Origin of the sequence: Alkalibaculum sporogenes (assembly GCF_009362815.1) — a bacterium.
In the GTDB taxonomy this organism is placed as follows: domain Bacteria; phylum Bacillota; class Clostridia; order Eubacteriales; family Alkalibacteraceae; genus Alkalibaculum_A; species Alkalibaculum_A sporogenes.
The window spans coordinates 16,440-36,220 of sequence record NZ_WHNX01000003.1 but is presented as its reverse complement, the minus strand read 5'-3'; the positions used below and the strand labels follow the sequence as shown (position 1 = coordinate 36,220).

The 19,781-nt window shown below is 31.0% G+C and carries 19 protein-coding genes; 5 read left to right on the top strand and 14 right to left on the bottom strand.

All coding sequences use genetic code 11. The features are described 5' to 3' along the window. Positions 1-13 precede the first annotated feature (13 nt). From GC105_RS02185 to GC105_RS02165, 5 genes are all read right to left on the bottom strand, one after another. Complete coding sequence (locus GC105_RS02185; protein WP_152801251.1) at positions 14-451, bottom strand: MarR family winged helix-turn-helix transcriptional regulator; 438 nt, start codon at positions 449-451, stop codon at positions 14-16. Positions 452-724: 273 nt separating this feature from the next. After that, positions 725-1,417, bottom strand: coding sequence for a DUF1638 domain-containing protein (locus GC105_RS02180; protein WP_152801249.1), 693 nt, complete (start codon positions 1,415-1,417; stop codon positions 725-727). Positions 1,418-1,455: 38 nt separating this feature from the next. Beyond that, positions 1,456-2,181, bottom strand: a complete 726-nt coding sequence (locus GC105_RS02175; protein WP_152801247.1) for a GntR family transcriptional regulator — start codon at positions 2,179-2,181, stop codon at positions 1,456-1,458. Continuing rightward, positions 2,160-2,840: a cobalamin B12-binding domain-containing protein gene (locus GC105_RS02170; protein WP_152801245.1), complete on the bottom strand. Its 681-nt coding sequence runs from the start codon at positions 2,838-2,840 to the stop codon at positions 2,160-2,162. Before GC105_RS02170 ends, GC105_RS02175 begins: the two co-directional genes overlap by 22 nt. Positions 2,841-3,110: 270 nt before the next feature. After that, positions 3,111-3,662, bottom strand: a complete 552-nt coding sequence (locus tag GC105_RS02165) for a 5-formyltetrahydrofolate cyclo-ligase (RefSeq protein WP_152801243.1) — start codon at positions 3,660-3,662, stop codon at positions 3,111-3,113. 136 nt (positions 3,663-3,798) lie between these two features. Between GC105_RS02165 and GC105_RS16750 the strand changes: the two genes are divergently transcribed. Continuing rightward, complete coding sequence (locus tag GC105_RS16750; protein WP_193708239.1) at positions 3,799-3,960, top strand: hypothetical protein; 162 nt, start codon at positions 3,799-3,801, stop codon at positions 3,958-3,960. A 32-nt stretch (positions 3,961-3,992) separates the two neighbouring features. Here the strand turns inward: GC105_RS16750 and GC105_RS02160 are convergent, their stop codons facing one another. The 7 genes from GC105_RS02160 to GC105_RS02130 form a co-directional block, all read right to left on the bottom strand. After that, positions 3,993-5,627: a nucleoside kinase gene (locus GC105_RS02160; protein ID WP_152801240.1), complete on the bottom strand. Its 1,635-nt coding sequence runs from the start codon at positions 5,625-5,627 to the stop codon at positions 3,993-3,995. Between the two features lie 42 nt (positions 5,628-5,669). Continuing rightward, the gene (rnhA, locus tag GC105_RS02155; protein ID WP_152801238.1) at positions 5,670-6,131 is read right to left on the bottom strand and encodes a ribonuclease HI; all 462 of its coding nucleotides are present in this window, start codon (positions 6,129-6,131) and stop codon (positions 5,670-5,672) included. A gap of 68 nt (positions 6,132-6,199) precedes the next feature. After that, a complete protein-coding gene (locus GC105_RS02150; protein ID WP_152801236.1) occupies positions 6,200-6,748 on the bottom strand; it encodes a Holliday junction resolvase RecU in 549 nt (182 codons plus the stop codon). 58 nt (positions 6,749-6,806) lie between these two features. After that, entirely contained in the window at positions 6,807-7,802 is a 996-nt protein-coding gene (locus GC105_RS02145) for an RluA family pseudouridine synthase (protein ID WP_152801234.1), read from the bottom strand. A 9-nt stretch (positions 7,803-7,811) separates the two neighbouring features. Next, positions 7,812-10,484 carry a DNA polymerase I gene (gene polA / locus GC105_RS02140; RefSeq protein ID WP_152801232.1) on the bottom strand — a complete coding sequence of 891 codons (2,673 nt, stop codon included), beginning with the start codon at positions 10,482-10,484 and terminating at the stop codon, positions 7,812-7,814. Positions 10,485-11,201: 717 nt separating this feature from the next. Beyond that, complete coding sequence (locus tag GC105_RS02135) at positions 11,202-13,112, bottom strand: FAD-dependent oxidoreductase (protein WP_152801229.1); 1,911 nt, start codon at positions 13,110-13,112, stop codon at positions 11,202-11,204. 169 nt (positions 13,113-13,281) lie between these two features. Beyond that, positions 13,282-14,091 carry a MerR family transcriptional regulator gene (locus GC105_RS02130; RefSeq protein ID WP_152801227.1) on the bottom strand — a complete coding sequence of 270 codons (810 nt, stop codon included), beginning with the start codon at positions 14,089-14,091 and terminating at the stop codon, positions 13,282-13,284. A gap of 248 nt (positions 14,092-14,339) precedes the next feature. Between GC105_RS02130 and GC105_RS02125 the strand changes: the two genes are divergently transcribed. From GC105_RS02125 to GC105_RS02110, 4 genes are all read left to right on the top strand, one after another. Beyond that, a complete protein-coding gene (locus tag GC105_RS02125) occupies positions 14,340-15,467 on the top strand; it encodes an ABC transporter ATP-binding protein (protein ID WP_193708238.1) in 1,128 nt (375 codons plus the stop codon). Next, entirely contained in the window at positions 15,467-16,108 is a 642-nt protein-coding gene (locus tag GC105_RS02120; RefSeq protein WP_152801223.1) for an ABC transporter permease, read from the top strand. The genes GC105_RS02125 and GC105_RS02120 overlap by 1 nt, the downstream gene beginning before the upstream one ends. Further along, complete coding sequence (locus GC105_RS02115) at positions 16,105-16,692, top strand: ABC transporter permease (protein ID WP_152801221.1); 588 nt, start codon at positions 16,105-16,107, stop codon at positions 16,690-16,692. Before GC105_RS02120 ends, GC105_RS02115 begins: the two co-directional genes overlap by 4 nt. Positions 16,693-16,786: 94 nt before the next feature. Further along, positions 16,787-17,698: a glycine betaine ABC transporter substrate-binding protein gene (locus GC105_RS02110; RefSeq protein WP_152801219.1), complete on the top strand. Its 912-nt coding sequence runs from the start codon at positions 16,787-16,789 to the stop codon at positions 17,696-17,698. A gap of 152 nt (positions 17,699-17,850) precedes the next feature. Here GC105_RS02110 and GC105_RS02105 read toward each other — a convergent pair whose 3' ends face one another. Together GC105_RS02105 and GC105_RS02100 are read right to left on the bottom strand one after the other, a co-directional pair. After that, complete coding sequence (locus GC105_RS02105) at positions 17,851-19,014, bottom strand: DUF4349 domain-containing protein (RefSeq protein ID WP_152801508.1); 1,164 nt, start codon at positions 19,012-19,014, stop codon at positions 17,851-17,853. Beyond that, positions 19,015-19,590 carry an RNA polymerase sigma factor gene (locus GC105_RS02100; RefSeq protein ID WP_152801218.1) on the bottom strand — a complete coding sequence of 192 codons (576 nt, stop codon included), beginning with the start codon at positions 19,588-19,590 and terminating at the stop codon, positions 19,015-19,017. It abuts the gene before it with no gap. Between the last annotated feature and the right edge of the window lie 191 nt (positions 19,591-19,781).

Genomic DNA, 19,781 nt, shown 5'->3' with positions numbered 1-19,781 from the left:
TCCTACCTTCTAATTATTTTTTGCTCATAAAGTAATCAATTAAATTATCTAGCGCTTTTACTAGAGCTAATTCTTCACGTGTATTCAAATTCGCAACAATATCTTTAATCATCTCTTTATGAAAGGCACGATGCTGTTCTACTACATCTTCGCCTCTTTGTGTTATATTTACCAGTACTACTCGCCTATCTACTTGACTTCTATTTCTTTCTACATAGCCTTTTTTTTCTAAATTATTAATTGACGCCGTCAAAGTTCCAAGGGTAATACTCAAATTAGACGCAACTTCACTCATAGTCTTTTTTTCTACTTTTGCTATAGCATCAATAGTATGAATCTCAGCAATAGACAAATTTACTCCAAGGTTTCGTATGAATTTTTCCTCAGATTTTAGTACTAAATTAAAAATTAAAACTAACGCATTATTTAATACATCATGTATTTCTTTCATACTAACCACCATATAATTATTTTGATAATCAAAGTATCTTCACTAATTATAACCTTATGCATTTTCATCGTCAATTCATTATTGTTATACATAATTACCAAGGTATAGTATGTTTTACTTATTTCTCCTGCATTATAGGCTAAGGAACACTTTGTTTTACAGAAAAAAGAGTATCTCACTAAAGAAACTAATTCTAAAACTAGTCTCTATTTTCAAGATAACTCTTTAGGTTAAGTGCGGTTAGTATTATACATCTTCAACTGAGACTATAATTCAATACGTAGAGTTGTAATGAGGATACTGTTGCTCATTAAAAGCATCTTTAAAATGTTCTAATAAAGCTTCTTCACCACATTCAATAATGCAGAAATCCTTATCCCACTCGCCTTTAAGTAATTTTTCTATAATATGTAAACTGCCTGATTCTACTACTAAATTGAGATCTATTTTTTGTGCTATATCTTGTGATATTTTTTGATATTCATCTAGTATGTAAGATTTAGTATCTATTAACATTAAATTTTTATAATGCTTTAGCATTGCAGTGAATATTCTTTTTGCTCTTTTTTCACCGTATTTATCTAAGCAATGATTGTATTCTACAATAATACTCTTTTCGCCATTTATCCACCCTTTTGTTAGAAAGTATGTATCTTTTCTAATATCATTAATACTTTTATGTTTACACAGAAGCATACCGATACAATCGGCAAAAACAGGTATAACAAGTTTTGAATGTGTCGCTCTTATTCCTATAATTGCATTTCCACAAGTCCCATAACTCAATAATATATGATCATATTGAGAATTGCTATCTATAACATTTTGCAACTCACTCCTAAGTAAGTCCGGATTATTGTGAAGGCTTGCATTCATCCAAATTATATTTTCTATAAAATTAAATTTCTCAATAGTGCTTACAATTTCATCTCTTAAAGTTTCGCATGCTATCAGTAGATTATTCATCTAGAGTCCTCCTCTATACTACTTAATCACAATATATACTAATATATATTATTAGATTTGTCTATAAAAGATGAAACTGCCTGCAATTGAAAGTACTCACCTAAAAAATAGGTTACTCCCCAACCAATCGGTTGATTTAATTCGTCCAGCAATTTTTGTTCTATAGTCATAACCCAATCATTATTATTTAACTTAAGATTATTAGTAATGTCTTCATTTGATTTTTGAACTTTTATTGTTAACTCTTTCTTGATCGCAAATAGAGATTTTTTCTTAGCTACTATTTCTGGAAAAGTTGCATAGTGAATTTCTTTCTCCACAATTGGCATACCTCTATAGTATGGTATATACTTTATATCATAAGCTACTGGAACTTCATCTATATACATTAATCGTCTAACGACTACTACCCTCTTACTCTTTGGAATCTGTAAATTAAAAATAGTTTCAAGATTAGGCTTAATAATATTAACATCTAGCAACTGAGTTTCTTCTATACTACCTTCTATAGAATCCATTTCATTAAAATATAATATATATTTATCTTGGTTTGGCTCCTTAACAAAATTACCTTTTCCTGGAACTGAATAAATATATCCTTCAGTAGCTAATACCGTTAAACTTTTTCGAACAGTCATTCTAGATACTTTATACATATCACAAAGTAAATTTTCTGAGCTTATCATATCGCCAGGTTTAAGAGTACCATAATTTATTTGTTGTTTTATATCTTCTACAATTGTTATATAAATTGGTTCTCCCATTTATTTCTCCCTTTTCTTCTAGGATTAATCACCCAGTCTTTACAAATTTGTATACCGTAATTAGCATTATTAGTATAAGCATCTGCATCTATATACTTATGTGAATTTTTATCTATCATATTACCACCTACAATAATTTTTAAATTTTCTCGCAAATCATTGGATATCAAAGCATCAATCGTTTGTTTCATATAATCCATAGCTAAAGTTAATACACCGCATAATGCTAAAATATCAGGTTTCAGTTCTTCTACTTTCAAACAAAATACCTCTGGTGAAACATCTACCCCTAAGTCAAAAATCTCAAACCCAGAAGCTTTAGCAAATCCTATGAAAATATCTTTACCAATATCATGTAAGTCTCCCTTAACAGTTCCGATAACTAAGCGTCCTATATACTTGTTTTGATTATTATTGTTTATTGCATCTTTCATACCTTTTATTTCTAATACTTCTTTAAATATAATACCAGCCATCATTAAATCTGTAATGAAATACTCTTTTTTCTCGTATAGTAATCCGATATTTTCCATCCCGTTTTGCAATGCCTTAATAATGTCATTAGCATTTATACCATTAGACAAATAAATATTAACTAATTTAATTACTTTATCTTCATTAAGTTCTGAAATTGCTTTTATAATTATTCCATCATCCATGAAGTCTTACCCCCTGATATTACCAGACTAGATATATAGAAAACTATAAAACCATCTTTCTATATATTGTTAAAAAGGCTCCTAATGGGAGCCTCACATTAAATTAGTAATTTTTTATGCCCATTCCTCAGAATATAATACGACATTAAATATGTGTACAAACTAGTTTGTTTAAGATTATTTTAACAATGTGTAATTTTACAATTTAATTATAACAAATTAGTATTGTCTTGTATATACAACATAGAAAAATAAAGTGAAAATACTAGTCTACCCGCTGATTATATAATCAATTAACATGTCATGCTTATCAGTGGGAATATCTTCAAAAATAAATTCTTCAAATACTGGAGCTACAGTTATAGTATGTAAAGATTTTTGTGCTAACAACTTATCGTAATAACCTGCGCCATAACCTAATCGCTCACCTTTTTTAGTAAACGCTACACCAGGCATTATAATCAAGTCAATTTCTTTGATATTTACATGATCACATTCCTTTGGATCTAGTTCTAAAATACCATATTTTGTTTTATGAAATCCTTCTGGAAACATAGATGTCTTACCTAAAATTAATGTTCTATCTTTAGTATTACATATAGGTGTCACTACATTTTTGCCAATTTTTAAACAGTCTTTAATCATATCATGTGTATCTATTTCCTTATCAAAACTTACATAAATAAGAATTGTTTTGCTATCATTAAATACTTCCATTTTTTTTATTTTATTCATTAAAATAGTACTTCTATTCAATATTTCCTCGTCACTAATACTATTTCTTAATTCGAGTACCTTTCCTCTTAAATCTTTCTTATTCAAAAATAGTCCCCCTTTTATTTAATATTATTATATCAAATATTACTATTTTTTTTAGCAAAAATATTGAGTAAATTTCAATATTGTGCAAAAAATAGATATAGCAAAAGAAGAATTCTTGCAGAAGGGAGTGAAATATATGAATACAAGAAATATGATGATAGGAGGATTGACTGCTATCGCTGGAGTTGCTGTAATGAGAACAATGCAAAATAATGGTACTAAAAGAAAAGTTAAAAAAGCAGTCAATAAAGCCTTTAATACAGTAACAGATTCAGTACAAAACATGAACATGAAATAATAATTTAAAAGGGCTTTTGCCCTTTTAAAAATTTACCCGTAAATACTTCCACCAATAAATTCTCTAAGTATTGAATTCCCCAGAATTGTATTTTCATCATCAATTGATAAGAATAAATCTAAGAATCGTATAATTCTTTGGGCTTGTGGATACTGAGCGCTATTATCATTCACATCTTTTAACAATGGAAGCGCATATTTTTTTAACACTGCAAGCTCATAAAATAATGCAGAATTAAAAATGTAATCTGCTTCTTCACTATAAGGAAAAATATTTTTCTCTTCTCCTGCTCTTACAGAGTTCCACATATTGAGAGTTCCCTCGCTATTATGACCTCTCATTCTATTATCTCTGATTAATCTTCTAATCAATCGAATATCTGTTGTTGGAATTCTATTGTATGAATCTATATTTAATTGGGTAAGAGCATTAATATATATTTTATATTTATTTTCTTTAGGAATATATTTCGTAAGTTTTTCATTAAGTCCATGTATCCCTTCAATTATAATTGGGTTTCTATTATTAATTTTAAGTGTAACTCCTTTTTCTCGTTTACCGGTTAGGAAATTAAACTTTGGTATTTCAACTTCTCTATATTCCATTAATTGCAATAAGTTTTCATTAAATAGTTCCATATCAAGAGCATCAATACTTTCAAAATCATACTCGCCTAAATCGTTTTTAGGGGTTTTTTCTCGATCTAAAAAATAGTTATCTAATTCAATAGTCACAGGCATTAATCCGTGCACCATTAAATGTGTTCTTAATCTTTTAGATGTTGTAGTTTTACCAGCAGAAGAAGGGCCAGCTAAGAGGATTAGCTTAGCTCTCTCAGGATTTGTCGATATCTCTGAAGCTATATTATTTATATCCATTTCATGTTTAGCTTCCGCTACTTTAATTAGATCAAATATGCTCTTATCTCTAATCTTTTTGTTTAGTGATGCTATATCTTTGATTTCCAACAGACTACACCACTTCTCATAGTCAGAAAAAACATGAAATAACTTCTTTTGATCTGTAAATTCTGATATCTGTGTTGGACTACTCGACCTGGGATAAAGTAATACAAATCCAGGATAATAGAACCTTAAATCAAATTTTTCTAGGTAAGCAGTACTAGGCAGCATATGTCCATGAAAATATTCATATAAACCGTCAAGTTCATATAATGTTACAGAATTTCCTTCAATGAAATCAAAGAGTTGGGTTTTGTTACTATCTAATTTTTTATTTGCTTCTTCTTTATTATAAATAAACTTATTAAAAGGAATGTCTTCTTCTATAATCTGCACAATATTATTATATATTTTATCTAGCTCGTATTTTTTAAGTTTCTTGTGATTAGTAAATTCACAATATATACCACCACCTAAAGAGTGCTCAATAGATAACTCTTCGTCAGGTAATACTCTCTTAGCTGCCTTAATTAACACAAATAATAAGCTTTTTTCATAAATTGTAATTCCCATTGCAGAACTTAAGTCGATAAACTCTATTGTACAATCTTTAAATATTTTACAATTTAGATCTCTAACAACATTATTTACAGTAGCTCCCATTACAGGATTTGCATGCTCAATCTCACCTATTAACTCTTTAATGATAATACCTTTATTCACAATGATTGCTTTACCATTAATTATAACTGTAATCTTTTCCATAATTCCTCCTTCTTTAAAATAGTCACTACTCAAATATTGATATTACTTGTTGCTTAATAAATCCATTGCTTGATTAACTAATTCATCTGCTCTATTATTATATTTATCATTTGAATGACCTTTAACTTTTTCTAAACATAGTTCATGCTCTTTAGATAATTGATCTAGTTTTATCCACAATTCTTTATTTTTTAATTCTCCACTTTTACCTCTAGTCCACCCCTTCGACTTCCACCCTTCTATCCACCCTTGTTTAAAAGCATTAACAACATAAGCAGAATCACTATAAACAGTAACTTTACATCTTTCTTTTAACATCTCTAATGCTTTTATTACTGCTAATAGCTCCATTTTATTATTGGTTGTATTATAGAAACCTTCTTTATATTCTTTTATAATACCTTTCTCTGGATATAAGAGAACAACACCTAGTCCTCCAATATTATCCTTTTGAGAATCATTACCTCTACATCCACCATCTGTGTATATTGTTATTTCTTTCATATCATTTATTCCTCTCTAACTCTCATAGGTGTATTAACAACTGAAAATTCGCTGATTAAAAGTATTTTCTACTCTACTGTGATATTATTGATTTCTTCTAAGTATGTACTTAAGCTTTCAAGATAATGAACTAAAAACATTCCCTGCTTTCTAATTTCATATTTTTCTATACATTCTTTACAAGGTATAGATTTTCTTCCTCCGATTTTAGCTTGATCCCAGTAATTTTTTAATATTTTAAAAGGAATAAAGTAATACTTCTCTTTACATGAATAGTAAACTATGATAAAAGAGATTCCATTTTGCTTTTCAAAATTTTCCATAAAACTCATCTGATGTTCATGAATATTTGAAATAGGCAAGCTCAGTTTTGATGTTTCTTTAACATCAAAACACACAGGTATTCCCTGTACATTCCCCATATAGTCTACTGTACTCTTTTGCTCGAAATATGCCTTTGTTATAATTCCTTTTTGTTGATCTAATTCGATAGTCTTAATTGACGTTGGTATTTTTTGTATTACAGCTAAATTCTTTTTTATATACTCTTCATTAGTGATATTTACAAATTCCTCTAATGTACTACCCCTTAGCCCTCTACTATTCCAATATGCCAATCCTTATCACTCCATTTCTTAAGACCATATAACGCACTACTATGCTAAACATTCGCTATTAGTCACTAGCCTTGGGGTTTTCCAATATACTCACCTTATCCAAGTTATCATCTAATTTGAGATTATTTAAGATTAATTTCAGACTCTTAGTTATTGGTGCAGTTATTATTAGTTCACTGCCATCTTCCGTGTACTCTTCTATTATAATTTTATGGGCATGGAGAAATTGATTTGATAATGAGTAATCTTTCTTAAATAGCTTATTAACCCTTTCATCTCCGTATTTAGGGTCTCCAACTAATGGATGACCTATGGATTTTAAATGAGCTCTTATTTGATGTGTTCGACCTGTCACTAGTTCTATATATAAAAGTGTAAACTTTCCATTATTATCTATAGGATGGATTTTTGTAATTACTGGCTTCGCCTCACCTTTTGGGTTCTCTTCAGTTATACTAACTTGTTCACCGTTTTTAATCCAAAATCCTACTAAAGTTTGAGACTCAGTGATACATCCTTTTACTAATGTAACATAGTATTTTCTTACACGATTGTCTTTAATTTTATCATTGATTCCCTTTAAACCAGCAAAATTCTTACCAATCATTACAATACCAGAAGTATTTCTATCTAATCTATTACAGCATGCCGGAGTAAATGATATTTCATTTTTAGGGTCAAATGAACCACTTCTAATTAAATATGTTATTGCTCGATTTAAAAGAGAACTTCCTTCTCCATGTGTTAACATATTTTTGCTTTTATTTAAAACGAGTAGCTGCTCGTCTTCGTATAAAATATTAACATCTTTTAATGAAAGAGTAGTGGACTTTTTCTGAGTAAACTTCTCCATTGTTTCCTCTGCTAAATATAGTTGAATCTCGTCTCCAACTTTAAGAGTGTATCCCGATTGTGCTCTTTCCCTATTAACTTTAATTCTTTTTTTGCGAATCATTTTTTCTATAAATCCTTTTGAAGCTGTATTCATAAATTTCAAAAGAAAACGATCAAGTCTTTGTTCTGCTTCATTTGGTCCAATTTGAATAACTTTCATATATTCTCCTTATTTTGTCTCATACCAATTTTTTCCTACATTAATATCTACAGTTAAGGGTACAGACAATTGTGTCGCACTTTCCATTTCAAATTTGACGATACTACTGACTTCGTCTATCTCATTAGGATTAGTGTCAACAATTAATTCATCATGAACTTGTAAAATTAATTTTGATTCTAATCCTCTTACTTTAAGTTCATCATATACTCTAATCATAGCAATCTTAATTATATCAGCGGCACTTCCTTGAATAGGTGTATTTAATGCAAGTCTCTCTCCAGCTTTAACTATTACTTTATTTCTAGAATTAATCTCTGGAATATATCTTCTCCTACCAAAAATAGATGTAACGTAGCCCTTTTCCTTAGCATTGTTTACTATATCTACCATATACTTTTCTACTTTTGGATACCTTCCAAAATACATATCAATATATTCTTGCGCTTCTTTTCGAGAAATTTTTAAGTCTTGTGCAAGACCAAAAGCCTGTTTTCCGTATATTAATCCAAAGTTAATAGCCTTTGCATGGCCTCTCTGAAGATTTGTAACTTCACCAAGCGGAGTATTAAAGATTTCTGAAGCTGTCCGTGTGTGTATATCTTCACCCTTCACAAAAGAATTAATCAATGTTTCATCTCCAGAAATATGAGCTAGCACTCTTAGCTCAATCTGAGAGTAATCTGCATCTACTAACACATTTTCTTCATTTGACGGAATAAAAATACCTCTTATTTTTCTACCCATTTCAAGTTTTATCGGTATGTTTTGCAAATTAGGCTCTGAACTACTAATTCTTCCAGTTGTAGTAACTGTTTGATTAAAAAATGAATATATCTTATTTTTTTCACCTTCGATAATACCTTTAAATCCTTTGATATATGTCGAGCTCAACTTTGCTATAGTTCTATACTCAAGTAACTTTTCAATAATTGGATGATATTGTCTTAATTTTTCTAATACTTCAGCATTAGTCGAATTACCTGTCTTTGTCTTTTTTATTACAGGTAATTTTAATTCCTCAAAAAGAATTTCACCTAATTGTTTTGGAGAATTTATGTTAAATTCTTTACCAGCAAAATTATATATTTCTTTTGTCAGTTTGATAAGTTCCTCATCAAACTGTTTATCCAATCTATTTAACTCTTCGACATTTATTTTAAAGCCTTGGTATTCAAATGATGCTAAGACTTCAATTAACGGCAATTCAATATTAACTAATAAGTCTTGCATTCCTAATTCAGTTACCTTTTCAAATAATACCTGATGTAGTAATAGTAAAGCTTCTAATTTTTCAATAAGATTTTCTCTTTTGTCTTGGACTCCTACCTCTAAAAATGAGATTTGGTTTTTTCCTTTACCTAATAGATCTTCTTTACTCTTCATAGATCTATTTAGATACTTAAGAGCTAGATCATCAAAATCATACCTACTATCAGATGGCTCTATCAAATAAGCTGCAATATAGCTATCAAAATTAATATTTTTCATATCTATATTGCAATGCATACAATATACTAAGAAATCTTTAAAATTGTGTCCTATTTTCTTTATCTTATCATCCTCAACTAACTCTTTTATAAAAGCTGTAAATTCTTCTATACGTAACTGGTCAGTAAAATAATATATCTCGTCTTGAACTCCTATAGCTAGCCCTTGTAACTCCCTTACATTATAAATAGGATTTGAAATAGCCCAAGTCATGTATATTTCGCCCTCATAACTTGCCTTTTTCAAGATATCATTCAACATTTGAGTATTAATTACGTCAATAACTTTTTTAGTACTCTCCAATTTTTTCTCTTCAATTATCTCTTCAAAAGATCCAAGTCTATTAGATATAGATAGTATATCCAATTCATTAAAAAATTGAGCTGCTTCTTTATTTTTGTGATTAGCAGTAATAAACTCTTCTAATTTAAAATCTACTGGTACGTTTGTAATGATTGTTGCCAACTGTCTACTCATAAACGCATTTTCACGATCATTTATCAACTTTTCTTTTAATTTACCCTTTTGACTTTCAATATTTTCGTAGACACCTTCAATACTCTTATACTCTTGTATTAATTTTAAAGCAGTTTTTTCACCTACACCAGCAACACCAGGTATATTATCAGATTTATCTCCCATTAGAGCTTTTACTTCTATTAAATCCTTAGGTTTTATACCGTATATATTTTTTATTTCCGTTTCATCCATTGTATCTACATCAGATATACCTTTCTTAGTAAATAGAACCAAGATGTTTTCATCGACTAATTGAAATGCATCACGATCACCAGTTACTATATGGACATCAATTCCTTCAGCCGAATAACACTTTGCTATGGTTCCAATTAAATCATCAGCCTCAAATCCTTCTATGGCTATTCTTCTTATATCTAACAAATCTAACATTTTATAAATCAAAGGTAATTGAATCTGCAATTCCTCAGGCATTTTTAATCTTCCTGCTTTATAAGCTTCATATTGATCATGACGAAATGTTGGTTTTTTCTCATCAAAAGCAACTCCAATATAATCAGGCTTATGTTTTTCTAGCAAATTCAACAGTATATTTGCAAAACCATATATTGCATTAGTAGGTATGCCTTTTTTGCTAGTCATAGGACGAATCCCATAAAAAGTTCTATATACAAGGCTATTACCATCAATAATTATCATTTTTTTATTCGTCATTGTACACCTCATTATTATTTCTTCCCTTAGTTTATAAAATTATATCATAAATTGTAGTGCTAATATCTATTACCTACTTTATCCTACGCAGATTACCCTCAACCCCTTTGGGGTTTCGGTCGTTAGCACTCGTTCATAGAAGTCATTTGTTTTTCTCGTGCAAGCACGGAAAACGACTTGAATTCTGCGAGCCAATCTGCGCAGATTTCACCTCTGCAGCTATCGCTGCATCGGTCGTTGGCACTTGCTCATAGAAGTCATTTCTTTTTCTCGTGCAAGCACGGAAAACGACTGAATTCTGCGAGCCAATCTGCGCAGATTTCACCTCTGCAGCTATCGCTGCAGAGGTCGTTGGCACTTGCTCATAGAAGTCATTTCTTTTTCTCGTGCAAGCACGGAAAACGACTGAATTCTGCGAGCCAATCTGCTGATGCGCATATTATATCATAAATTTGAGTAGTCGTACGTAGCAGTCTACTTTATCCTCCGCAGATTATCCTCAACCCCTTTGGGGTTTCGGTCGTTGGCACTCGTTCATAGAAGTCATTTGTTTTTCTCGTGCAAGCACGGAAAACCATATTACTTCTGCGAACAATCTGCTGGTGCGCATATTATATCATAAATTGTGGTGGTAGTACGTAGAATAAGGCAAAACTCTCATGTTTTAAATTGAGAGTTTTGCCTTATGAAATTGATATTACTTTATATTATTTTATATTACTTTTCCAATGAATTAGAACCTGCAGATTCTCCGCCTAGACGACCTGATGTAAATGCATACCCTATTCCAACGCCGTTACCAATATATGTATCACTGAATAATACACCTTCTGATTCTAATCCTACGGCATAGAGTCCATTGATTGGCAATCTATCGTCATTTAAAACTTGGAATTTTGTATTTACTAATAAACCACCAACAGACCCTAAATTGTTAATTTCAGCTATAATCGCATAATATGGTCCTTCTTCACCATTTGCGACTAAAAAGTCTGCGGTTTTACCAAACTCTGTATCTACTCCTGTTTTTGTTGCTTCTTCATAATTTTTGAATGTTTCAACAAATACAGCTTCATCCATTCCTGCATTTTTAGCCAATTCTTCTATAGTATCTCCTTTAAACCCATGTCCATTTTCAACCATAGAATCAAACACTTTATCTGCATTTTCCCAAGGATTATCTAGTGTGAATTGATCAGCAAAGCTTAGATAAAACTCAGGTGGCATTCCAGGAAGTGAAGGTGCTGCAACTCCTTCTAATCCCTTTTCTATTAATGAATCAATTTGAGATTGAGATACTATAACATAATGAAATGGTCCTTGAAAAGCGCTAGTATTAGCTGCTGCAACAGCTTTTAAGGTAGCAGCTTCATCTCTAAATCTAGCACCTGAACTACCTACATTCATAAAAGTTGGAACATAAGATAACATAAGTGGGTAACTAGCTTCAAATTCGCTATACTGAGTTTTCAAGTCTGCTGTAGCTCTAACTAATGTTTGGTGAAGCATTTGTCCGCCAAAATTATCTGGAACCTTAGCACCTACATTCCATGCCATCTCTAATCCTTCTCCAATATTTTGGCCTAATCCACCATTAACGCCTTCAAATCCAAAAGCTTCTTTAACCATTTCTGCATTTGCTGCATATCCACCTGTTGCAATAACAACGTTCTTTGCTGTTATTTCTAAAGTTGTTCCGTCTGCTTTTTCAGCGATTACACCGGTAACATCTCCTGCTTCATTAGTTATTAAACTTTTTGCAGTTGTTTCAGTGATAACTTGTCCATCTTGATTCTCAACTGATTCAGCTAACATTTCTTTTAGTATATCTTCACGTGTTTCATATCCTGGCAACATGTGTAATTGTTGTCCAAAGAAATTTATAAATTGTGTTACATATCCTTTATCAGCTAACCAGTCATATGTATCTCCAGATTTAGTAACATATTGTCTTACTGCTGATGCATCAACTCTCCAGTTATTATGTTCTACCCAATCTGCAATCATTTTTTCTTGGTCAATTTTTAAACCATTTTCGATTGCAACAGAAGAATCAACAAATTCACCTGCCCAAGATAAATTACTTGCGCCACCAATTGTTCTTGTTTTTTCTATAAGTATAACTTTTGCACCCTCGTCACCAGCTGCTACAGCTGCAGTAACTCCAGAAGCTCCAGCTCCAACAACTACTACGTCAGTTTCTAATTTTTCAATTACACCTTCATTAGCTTTTTCGCCATTAGCTTTTAATGCATCAACATCACCATCAGCTTGTTTAACTGCATCTTCTACTGCGGTTAAAATCGCAACACTTGAGTTAGTAGCACCTGATACTGTATCAACTGCTAAAGTTTGATCTTCTAGTATTTTTACTTTAATACTTTCAAGAACATCATCGCCAAGTCCAGCTGTTTCTGATTGACTTACAATATCTATTCCAGTAATTTTTGTTTCGCTAAATGTTACCTCTATCTCTACTGGTCCTCCGTGTCCTTGAGCTTGTGCAGTGTATGTACCTGCTTTAAATGAATTTGTAGATGTTGGTGTGCATCCACTAAACATAGATACAATCAAAAATGCACAAATTGCAATAACCATAATTCCATTAATTTTGTGTGTCTTTTTCATTAAATGTTCCCCCTTATTGATTTTTTGACTAGTCATTTTCCATTTAATATAGAGTCGTATAAAAACTTATAAGTAAATACTGACTATACTTAATATTCTAAACCTTGGTCTTACACTAATGTCAATAAGTTTGTTAAAAAATAAATAACACACGGTGTAAAGTTTCACTTTATATTGGTATATTTGTTTCCAAATACGATTTCTTCTCTCCCTCTATAATTTCAGTAAGTATTATCTTACCTATAATATCACCGCTAATGCTATAGTTATTTTTCTTTACATAGTCAATCATTTGTGCTAACGAATCTTTCATCATATACTCATCGTCAGTAGCAAGTATCACAGCAGATATGCAAGTCTGTGGCTTTATATATTGGATATTGTGATCGATTTTCAAACCAGTCTTGTCGATTTCATCTTCGTTAATCGCTAATCCCCAGTTAAGTTCTAAATAATTTTCTTTAGATAAAATCTTTTTATAATCGATCCTATAAGAATAATAAGCATAAGGCAATGTATTCATCCACGCACTTACCAGGCTTCTTAAAGAATCATCATTTAACAGCATATTTCCATTTGTCTGTTTTAATCGATAAACACCTGGTATTTTCTTTAAAGTGCACTGATTTAATGTTGATTTAATTTCCTTAAATTCATAGTTTAATTCTTTAATTTTATTTAATAGCATAATGCTCTTTTTTATTTCATCTTCTAATTTGTCTTGAGTCTCTTGAACTTTGTTAATTATATCTTCTACTGAAGAATTTTTAGTAAGCAAGGTCACGTCTTGTAATGATATTCTCATACTTCTATACCATCTACTCATTAACAAACTTCTTGCATCAAAATCATTATAGTATCTATAATTGTTCTTATCATCTATTCTAGGTTTAATTATTCCCTGTTTTTCATATAATCTCAGTGTATCTGGCGTTACTCCAAGTATTGCAGCAAATTCTCCAATTGTATAATTTATCATAAGATCTCCCCTTATATTATTAATAAAGTAAATTTCTTAACAATTAAAATCCTATGTTATATTCACATCTAATTTTCATTAGCCAATATAACCTTGTAGTTTTATCATGTCAATAGTATTATACCTCTTAATTTTTAAAGACACAAAGTTACTAAGTTACATGCTACATATATGATTAGTTTACATAAGTAACAATTTAGTGGTATAATAAAGTTGTTACTTATGCTCTTTGACTGTATTAAGAAAGGATGATTAAATTGATTGAATACAAGAACATACATAAAGAATACCAAGGTGTATCAGTTATCAATAATATAAATTTTAAAATTAACAATGGTGAATTCGTCGTTCTTATTGGTCCTTCTGGATGTGGTAAAACTACTACTCTCAAAATGCTTAATCGTCTTATAAAAATTGATTCTGGGGAAATTTACATAGATAATAAAAATATTATGGAAGTTGATATAGAAAATTTGCGTAGGAACATAGGTTATGTAATTCAACAAATAGGGCTTTTTCCTAATATGACTATTGAAGAAAATATTTGTGTTGTCCCTAAACTTTTAAAATGGGACAAGGATAAGTGTAATAACAGAGTTCATGAATTACTCTCTATGGTAAGCATGCCCTATGAACAATATGCTAAAAAATATCCAAAAGAACTTAGCGGTGGGCAGCAACAAAGAATAGGTGTGCTTCGGGCTATTGCAGCAAAACCACCTATTATATTAATGGATGAACCCTTTGGAGCTCTTGATCCCATTACAAGAGATATACTACAAGATGAAGTAAAGGACTTGCAAAAAAAGTTAAACCTAACTGTAATATTTGTAACCCATGACATGGATGAAGCTATCAAACTTGCTGACACAATAATATTCATGGATAAAGGTGACATTTTGCAAATTGCATCGCCAGAGGAAATGCTCAGAGCTCCTGCCAATGAAATTATTAGCGAATTTATGGGTAAAAGAGGTAACTTTCTAGATGCTGAAAATATGGCTTGTTCGGATTTGATGAGAACACCAGTGTTTACTATTAAAGATGATAAGAAAACTTTAGAGTGTATAGAAATTATGAAAAAAAGGCAAATTGATTCTCTTATTGTTGTTGATAAGGCCGGAATATTTCAAGGTGTTGTAACAATAGAATCAATCCGGAGTAAAGGTAAAGCTGGCGAAAAAATAAATTCACTGATTTCGAAAGATTTTCCTACAGTACTTCAAGATGATGTAGGAAAAACGGCTTTCGACCTATTAATGGATAAAAAATATGATTATGTAATAGTATTAACTAGAGATAATAGTGTAGTTGGTATTATAACAAAATCAAGCTTAGCTAAGGCTTTAGCAAGTGTTGTATGGGGTGAAATGTAATGCAATATTTTTTTAGTACCTACGGACAAATGTTACTAAAGGCTGTATTTACCCACTTTTATTATGTACTTATATCTGTAAGTATAGGATTTTGCATAGCTTTGTTACTTGGTATACTTCTTTCTCGTATACCTAAATACTCTAAAATTATTATTCCTATTATCTCAATATTTCAAACTATACCGGGAATAGTCTTTATCGGTATACTATTTATCTACATTGGCATGGTTCCTACTACAGTAATTATTGCACTTTCTATCTATGCTATCTTTCCTATACTAAAAAACACTTACGTGGGTATATGCGAAGTCCCTGAACCCTACAAGGAAGCTGCAAGAGGCTGTGGCATGTCCCAATTCCAGATATTGACTCGAGTAGAATTACCTATTGCTTTGCCAACTATAATTAGTGGTTTGAGAATGTCAACTGTTTATACCGTTAGCTGGGCGGTACTTGCAGCAATGATTGGCCTAGGTGGTCTTGGTGAATTTATATACCGTGGCGTAGGTACTAATAACAATATTTTAATTATAGCAGGAGCTATACCTGCTGCAATAATGGCAATTTGCCTTGGCTTACTAATTGATTATGTTCAGAAATTAGTCACACCTAGAGGCTTACGAGAGGAGAATTCTAAATGAGTTGGACATTAATTTTTCAACATCTCTACCTTGTGATAATGGCAACTATTGGTACTATTGTCATTGGCTTGCCTCTAGGTGTTCTAGCCTATTTAAATAAATCGTTTAACAGATTAATACTTTGGTCAGTAGATATTTTGCAAACCTTGCCTGCTCTAGCATTACTTGGAGTAATTATGGTTTTTATAGGTGGTAATAGCCTTACTGTAATTATTGGCTTAATTCTATACTCACTATTACCTATCGTTCGAAACACCTATGTAGGTTTGACAAATATCGATCCTGCGATCAAAGAAGCCGCTACTGCTATGGGCATGGGTAAATTTTACAAACTTATACATGTAGAATTACCCCTAGCCTTTCCAGTAGTTTTTACAGGTATTCGAATTGCAGTTGTAACCTCTATAGGTGTCGCTGTATTTGGTACTTTTGTGGGAGGTGGTGGACTAGGATCTGTTATATACAGAGGTATTCATATTCAAAATATGAATCTAATTATGTCTGGCACACTTTCACTTATGGCAATGGCAATAATTTTCGATTTTTCTATGGCTTGGATAGAAAAAAAACTATACCAAAAATAATTATAGCAACTAGTTAAAAAACATTAGCCAGTAGTTAAAATGGTGCTGTACCGTAGCACAGCACTAATAGTTTAAGACTGCGGAGAAAAGAGGGATGAGTTTGAAAAAATTAGTATTACTTATTATTTGTTTATTTTTAACAACCACCATTATTGGCTGTCAATCATCAGATGATGAAATAATAATTATCGATGGGCAGTATTCTGAATCAAGAATTATTCATCAAATGGTCAAATTATTGGTAGAGGAACATACAGATGCAAAAATCACTATAAAAGATGAAATGACTCCAGTAAATAGCTATAATGAAACTGTTAAAGGCAACGCTGATATTATGAACAGCTATGATGGAACTTTATTAACTACCTTTCTTAAATTAGATCCTAGCGATGTGCCTGAAGATGAAAATATTTATGATTTTTCTAACAGAATTGCAGTAGAGCAAGACAGTGTATACCTTCTAGACAAATTAGGGATAAACAATACATACGCAATAGCAGTTCCTCAAAACCTTTCAGAGCAATATAATTTGCTCACTATTACTGACTTAAAAGAAGTAGATGATCAATTAATATTCGGTGCGGAACATGAATTTTTTGATGAAGAAGGTACTATGAAATTTAATCCCTTCACATCATTTTATGGTCTTGAGTTTAAAGAAAGTAGATCTGTAGATTTAGGATTAAAATATTCAGCAATTGAAAGTAATAACATTGACATCACTGTAGTTTATTCTACTGATGGTCTCAATAAAAAAGCACAACTCACTATTTTAGAAGATGATCAAGATTTTTTTCCAGAGTATAATGGTGCTCTATTAGTAAGAGAAGATCTTTTTGATAGATATTCACAAACAGCTCCTAATCTTAAAGAAACCCTCAATCTTATGGGAAATATATTTGATAACGATACTATGGTAGAACTTACCTATGCTGTAGATGTAGACGGAGAAAGCCCTATATCCGTTGCAAAAGAATTCTTGCAAAGCAAAGGTCTTATAGAATAACATAGTCTATAAAAAACTACTAGTAATAGCTTCTTTAGATGGTTTTACCAACATCTAACTTTCGAAATAAAACACCCTATAGAAAGACCATTTCAAAGTCTTCCTATAGGGTATTTTATTAACTATTGTGATCTCACCTTACATCATTTAGCTTATCGTTTTAATACGTATTTTTTAATTACCCAAGCTATTGGTAGCAAAATTACTAAAAATGGTATTAACCTAAATGTTAAAACGATAATAAACGCAATTGATTGTAGTAATAGATTAATTGAACTAATAAATCCTTTGCTAATATTCTCAATCAGTTGTCCAAATGGCGACTTAATAGTAGTAGTTAATGTTTTAGATTCCCTCAGATTTACCGTAATATTTGAATAATCTATTAATCGATCGTAATTTGTAAGTTCCGTATTTAATCTATTCAAATTAGTTCTAACTCTGTTGAGCTCACTTTCAATAGTAATCATATCTTCAACCTTTTTTGCTTCCTTCAAGTAATTTAACAATCTATCTTCTTGTATCTCTAAGCTTTGTTTTTCACTCTCTATATCTCTGTATTGCGTAGAAACGTTAGTGCTATTAATATTAGTACTAGTTTCTTCTCCAAATTCTTTTAGTTTTTCCATAGTTTGGTTGAATTTACTTGCCGGTACTCTAAAAACTATATATGAATGGTTTGTATAAGGTTCATTTCTATTTTCGTCGCTTTTATTTGAATAAGAGTTTTCTATAAAACCTCCCTGTGCTTCAATATAATCTCTGATATCCTTTGAAGCCTTTTCACTATCCTTAACATCTAAATTTATATCCCCATGATAAATAATTTTATCTCTATCAAAGACGTTATTATAAGACATTTCACCACCATCTGTAATACCTAAATCTGAATCTAGTTTGTCTTCTGTTATTTCTGCACCATTAAGGTCACCCATAGTTCTATATGCTGATTCTTCTTGCATTGCCATTGTGTCAGAAGAGTAATAATCGTTCTTTGAAAATGGCCATTGAAGTACAATAGCAGTAACAAATACACCGCAAACAAGAACTGCTGCGTATGATAAAAACCTTTTAAATGACATTTTTTTATTCCCCTTTCCTGTTTTTATTTCTTTTATTACATTAGCAGAAAAATCTTGTGGTGGTTTAACTTCTTCTAACTGATTAAGTGAATCTACTATTTCTTTAGTAATTCGAAAATTATTAGAACACTTACGGCAACTTTTCAAGTGTTTATCCATTTCCTCTTTGTCCCAATTAGAAATTTTGTTATCTATATTATCAGAAATTAACTCATTACATCTTTTGCAATCCATTTAATGACCTCCCTTTTTAAAATCAAATGGAGTTTCTAAAAGCGCCTGTCTAAGCTGTATTCTAGCTCTGTTAATCCTAGATTTTACAGTCCCTATACTAATACTTAAAACTTTACTGATTTCCTCATAGGACAATCCTTGTATGTCTCTAAGTACGATTATCATTCTTTGATTTTTTTTAAGTTTCATAAGCTCTTTTAAAACAAGCTCTCTCTTTTCAACTTCTTCAATAGCAGCTTCAGGATTACTGCTTTTTTCATATGAAAACTCTTGTTCTATGTCTTTAGTATCATCTATAAGTAAATCTATCTTCTTCTTCTTATTAAAATCTTTTGCACAATTAATAGTTATTCTATATAGCCAAGTAGAAAATTCACTTTTGCCTTTAAATGTATGCATATTTTTATATATTTTAATAAAAACTTCTTGTGATACATCTTGAGCGTCCTCTTCATTGCCAAGAATTCTGTGTAGTGTATTGTATACTTGTATAGAATACTTATTTATTAATACTCCAAAGGCATCCAAATCCCCTTGTATACACTTAGCCAATAACTCTAGCTCTATAACATCCATTAATTTCACTCCTTATCTATTAGACGATAAAACGGTATATTTTGTTCCATATTCAAATTAAAATATTTAGAATTTACTTGTCTCCATAAATAATAACAGATAGAAACTTGCAAATACAGTGAAACTTTATTCAGTAGGCGCTTGCTTCATACCCCTATTGAATAATAGTGGTGCAGGATAAATTACTTTCA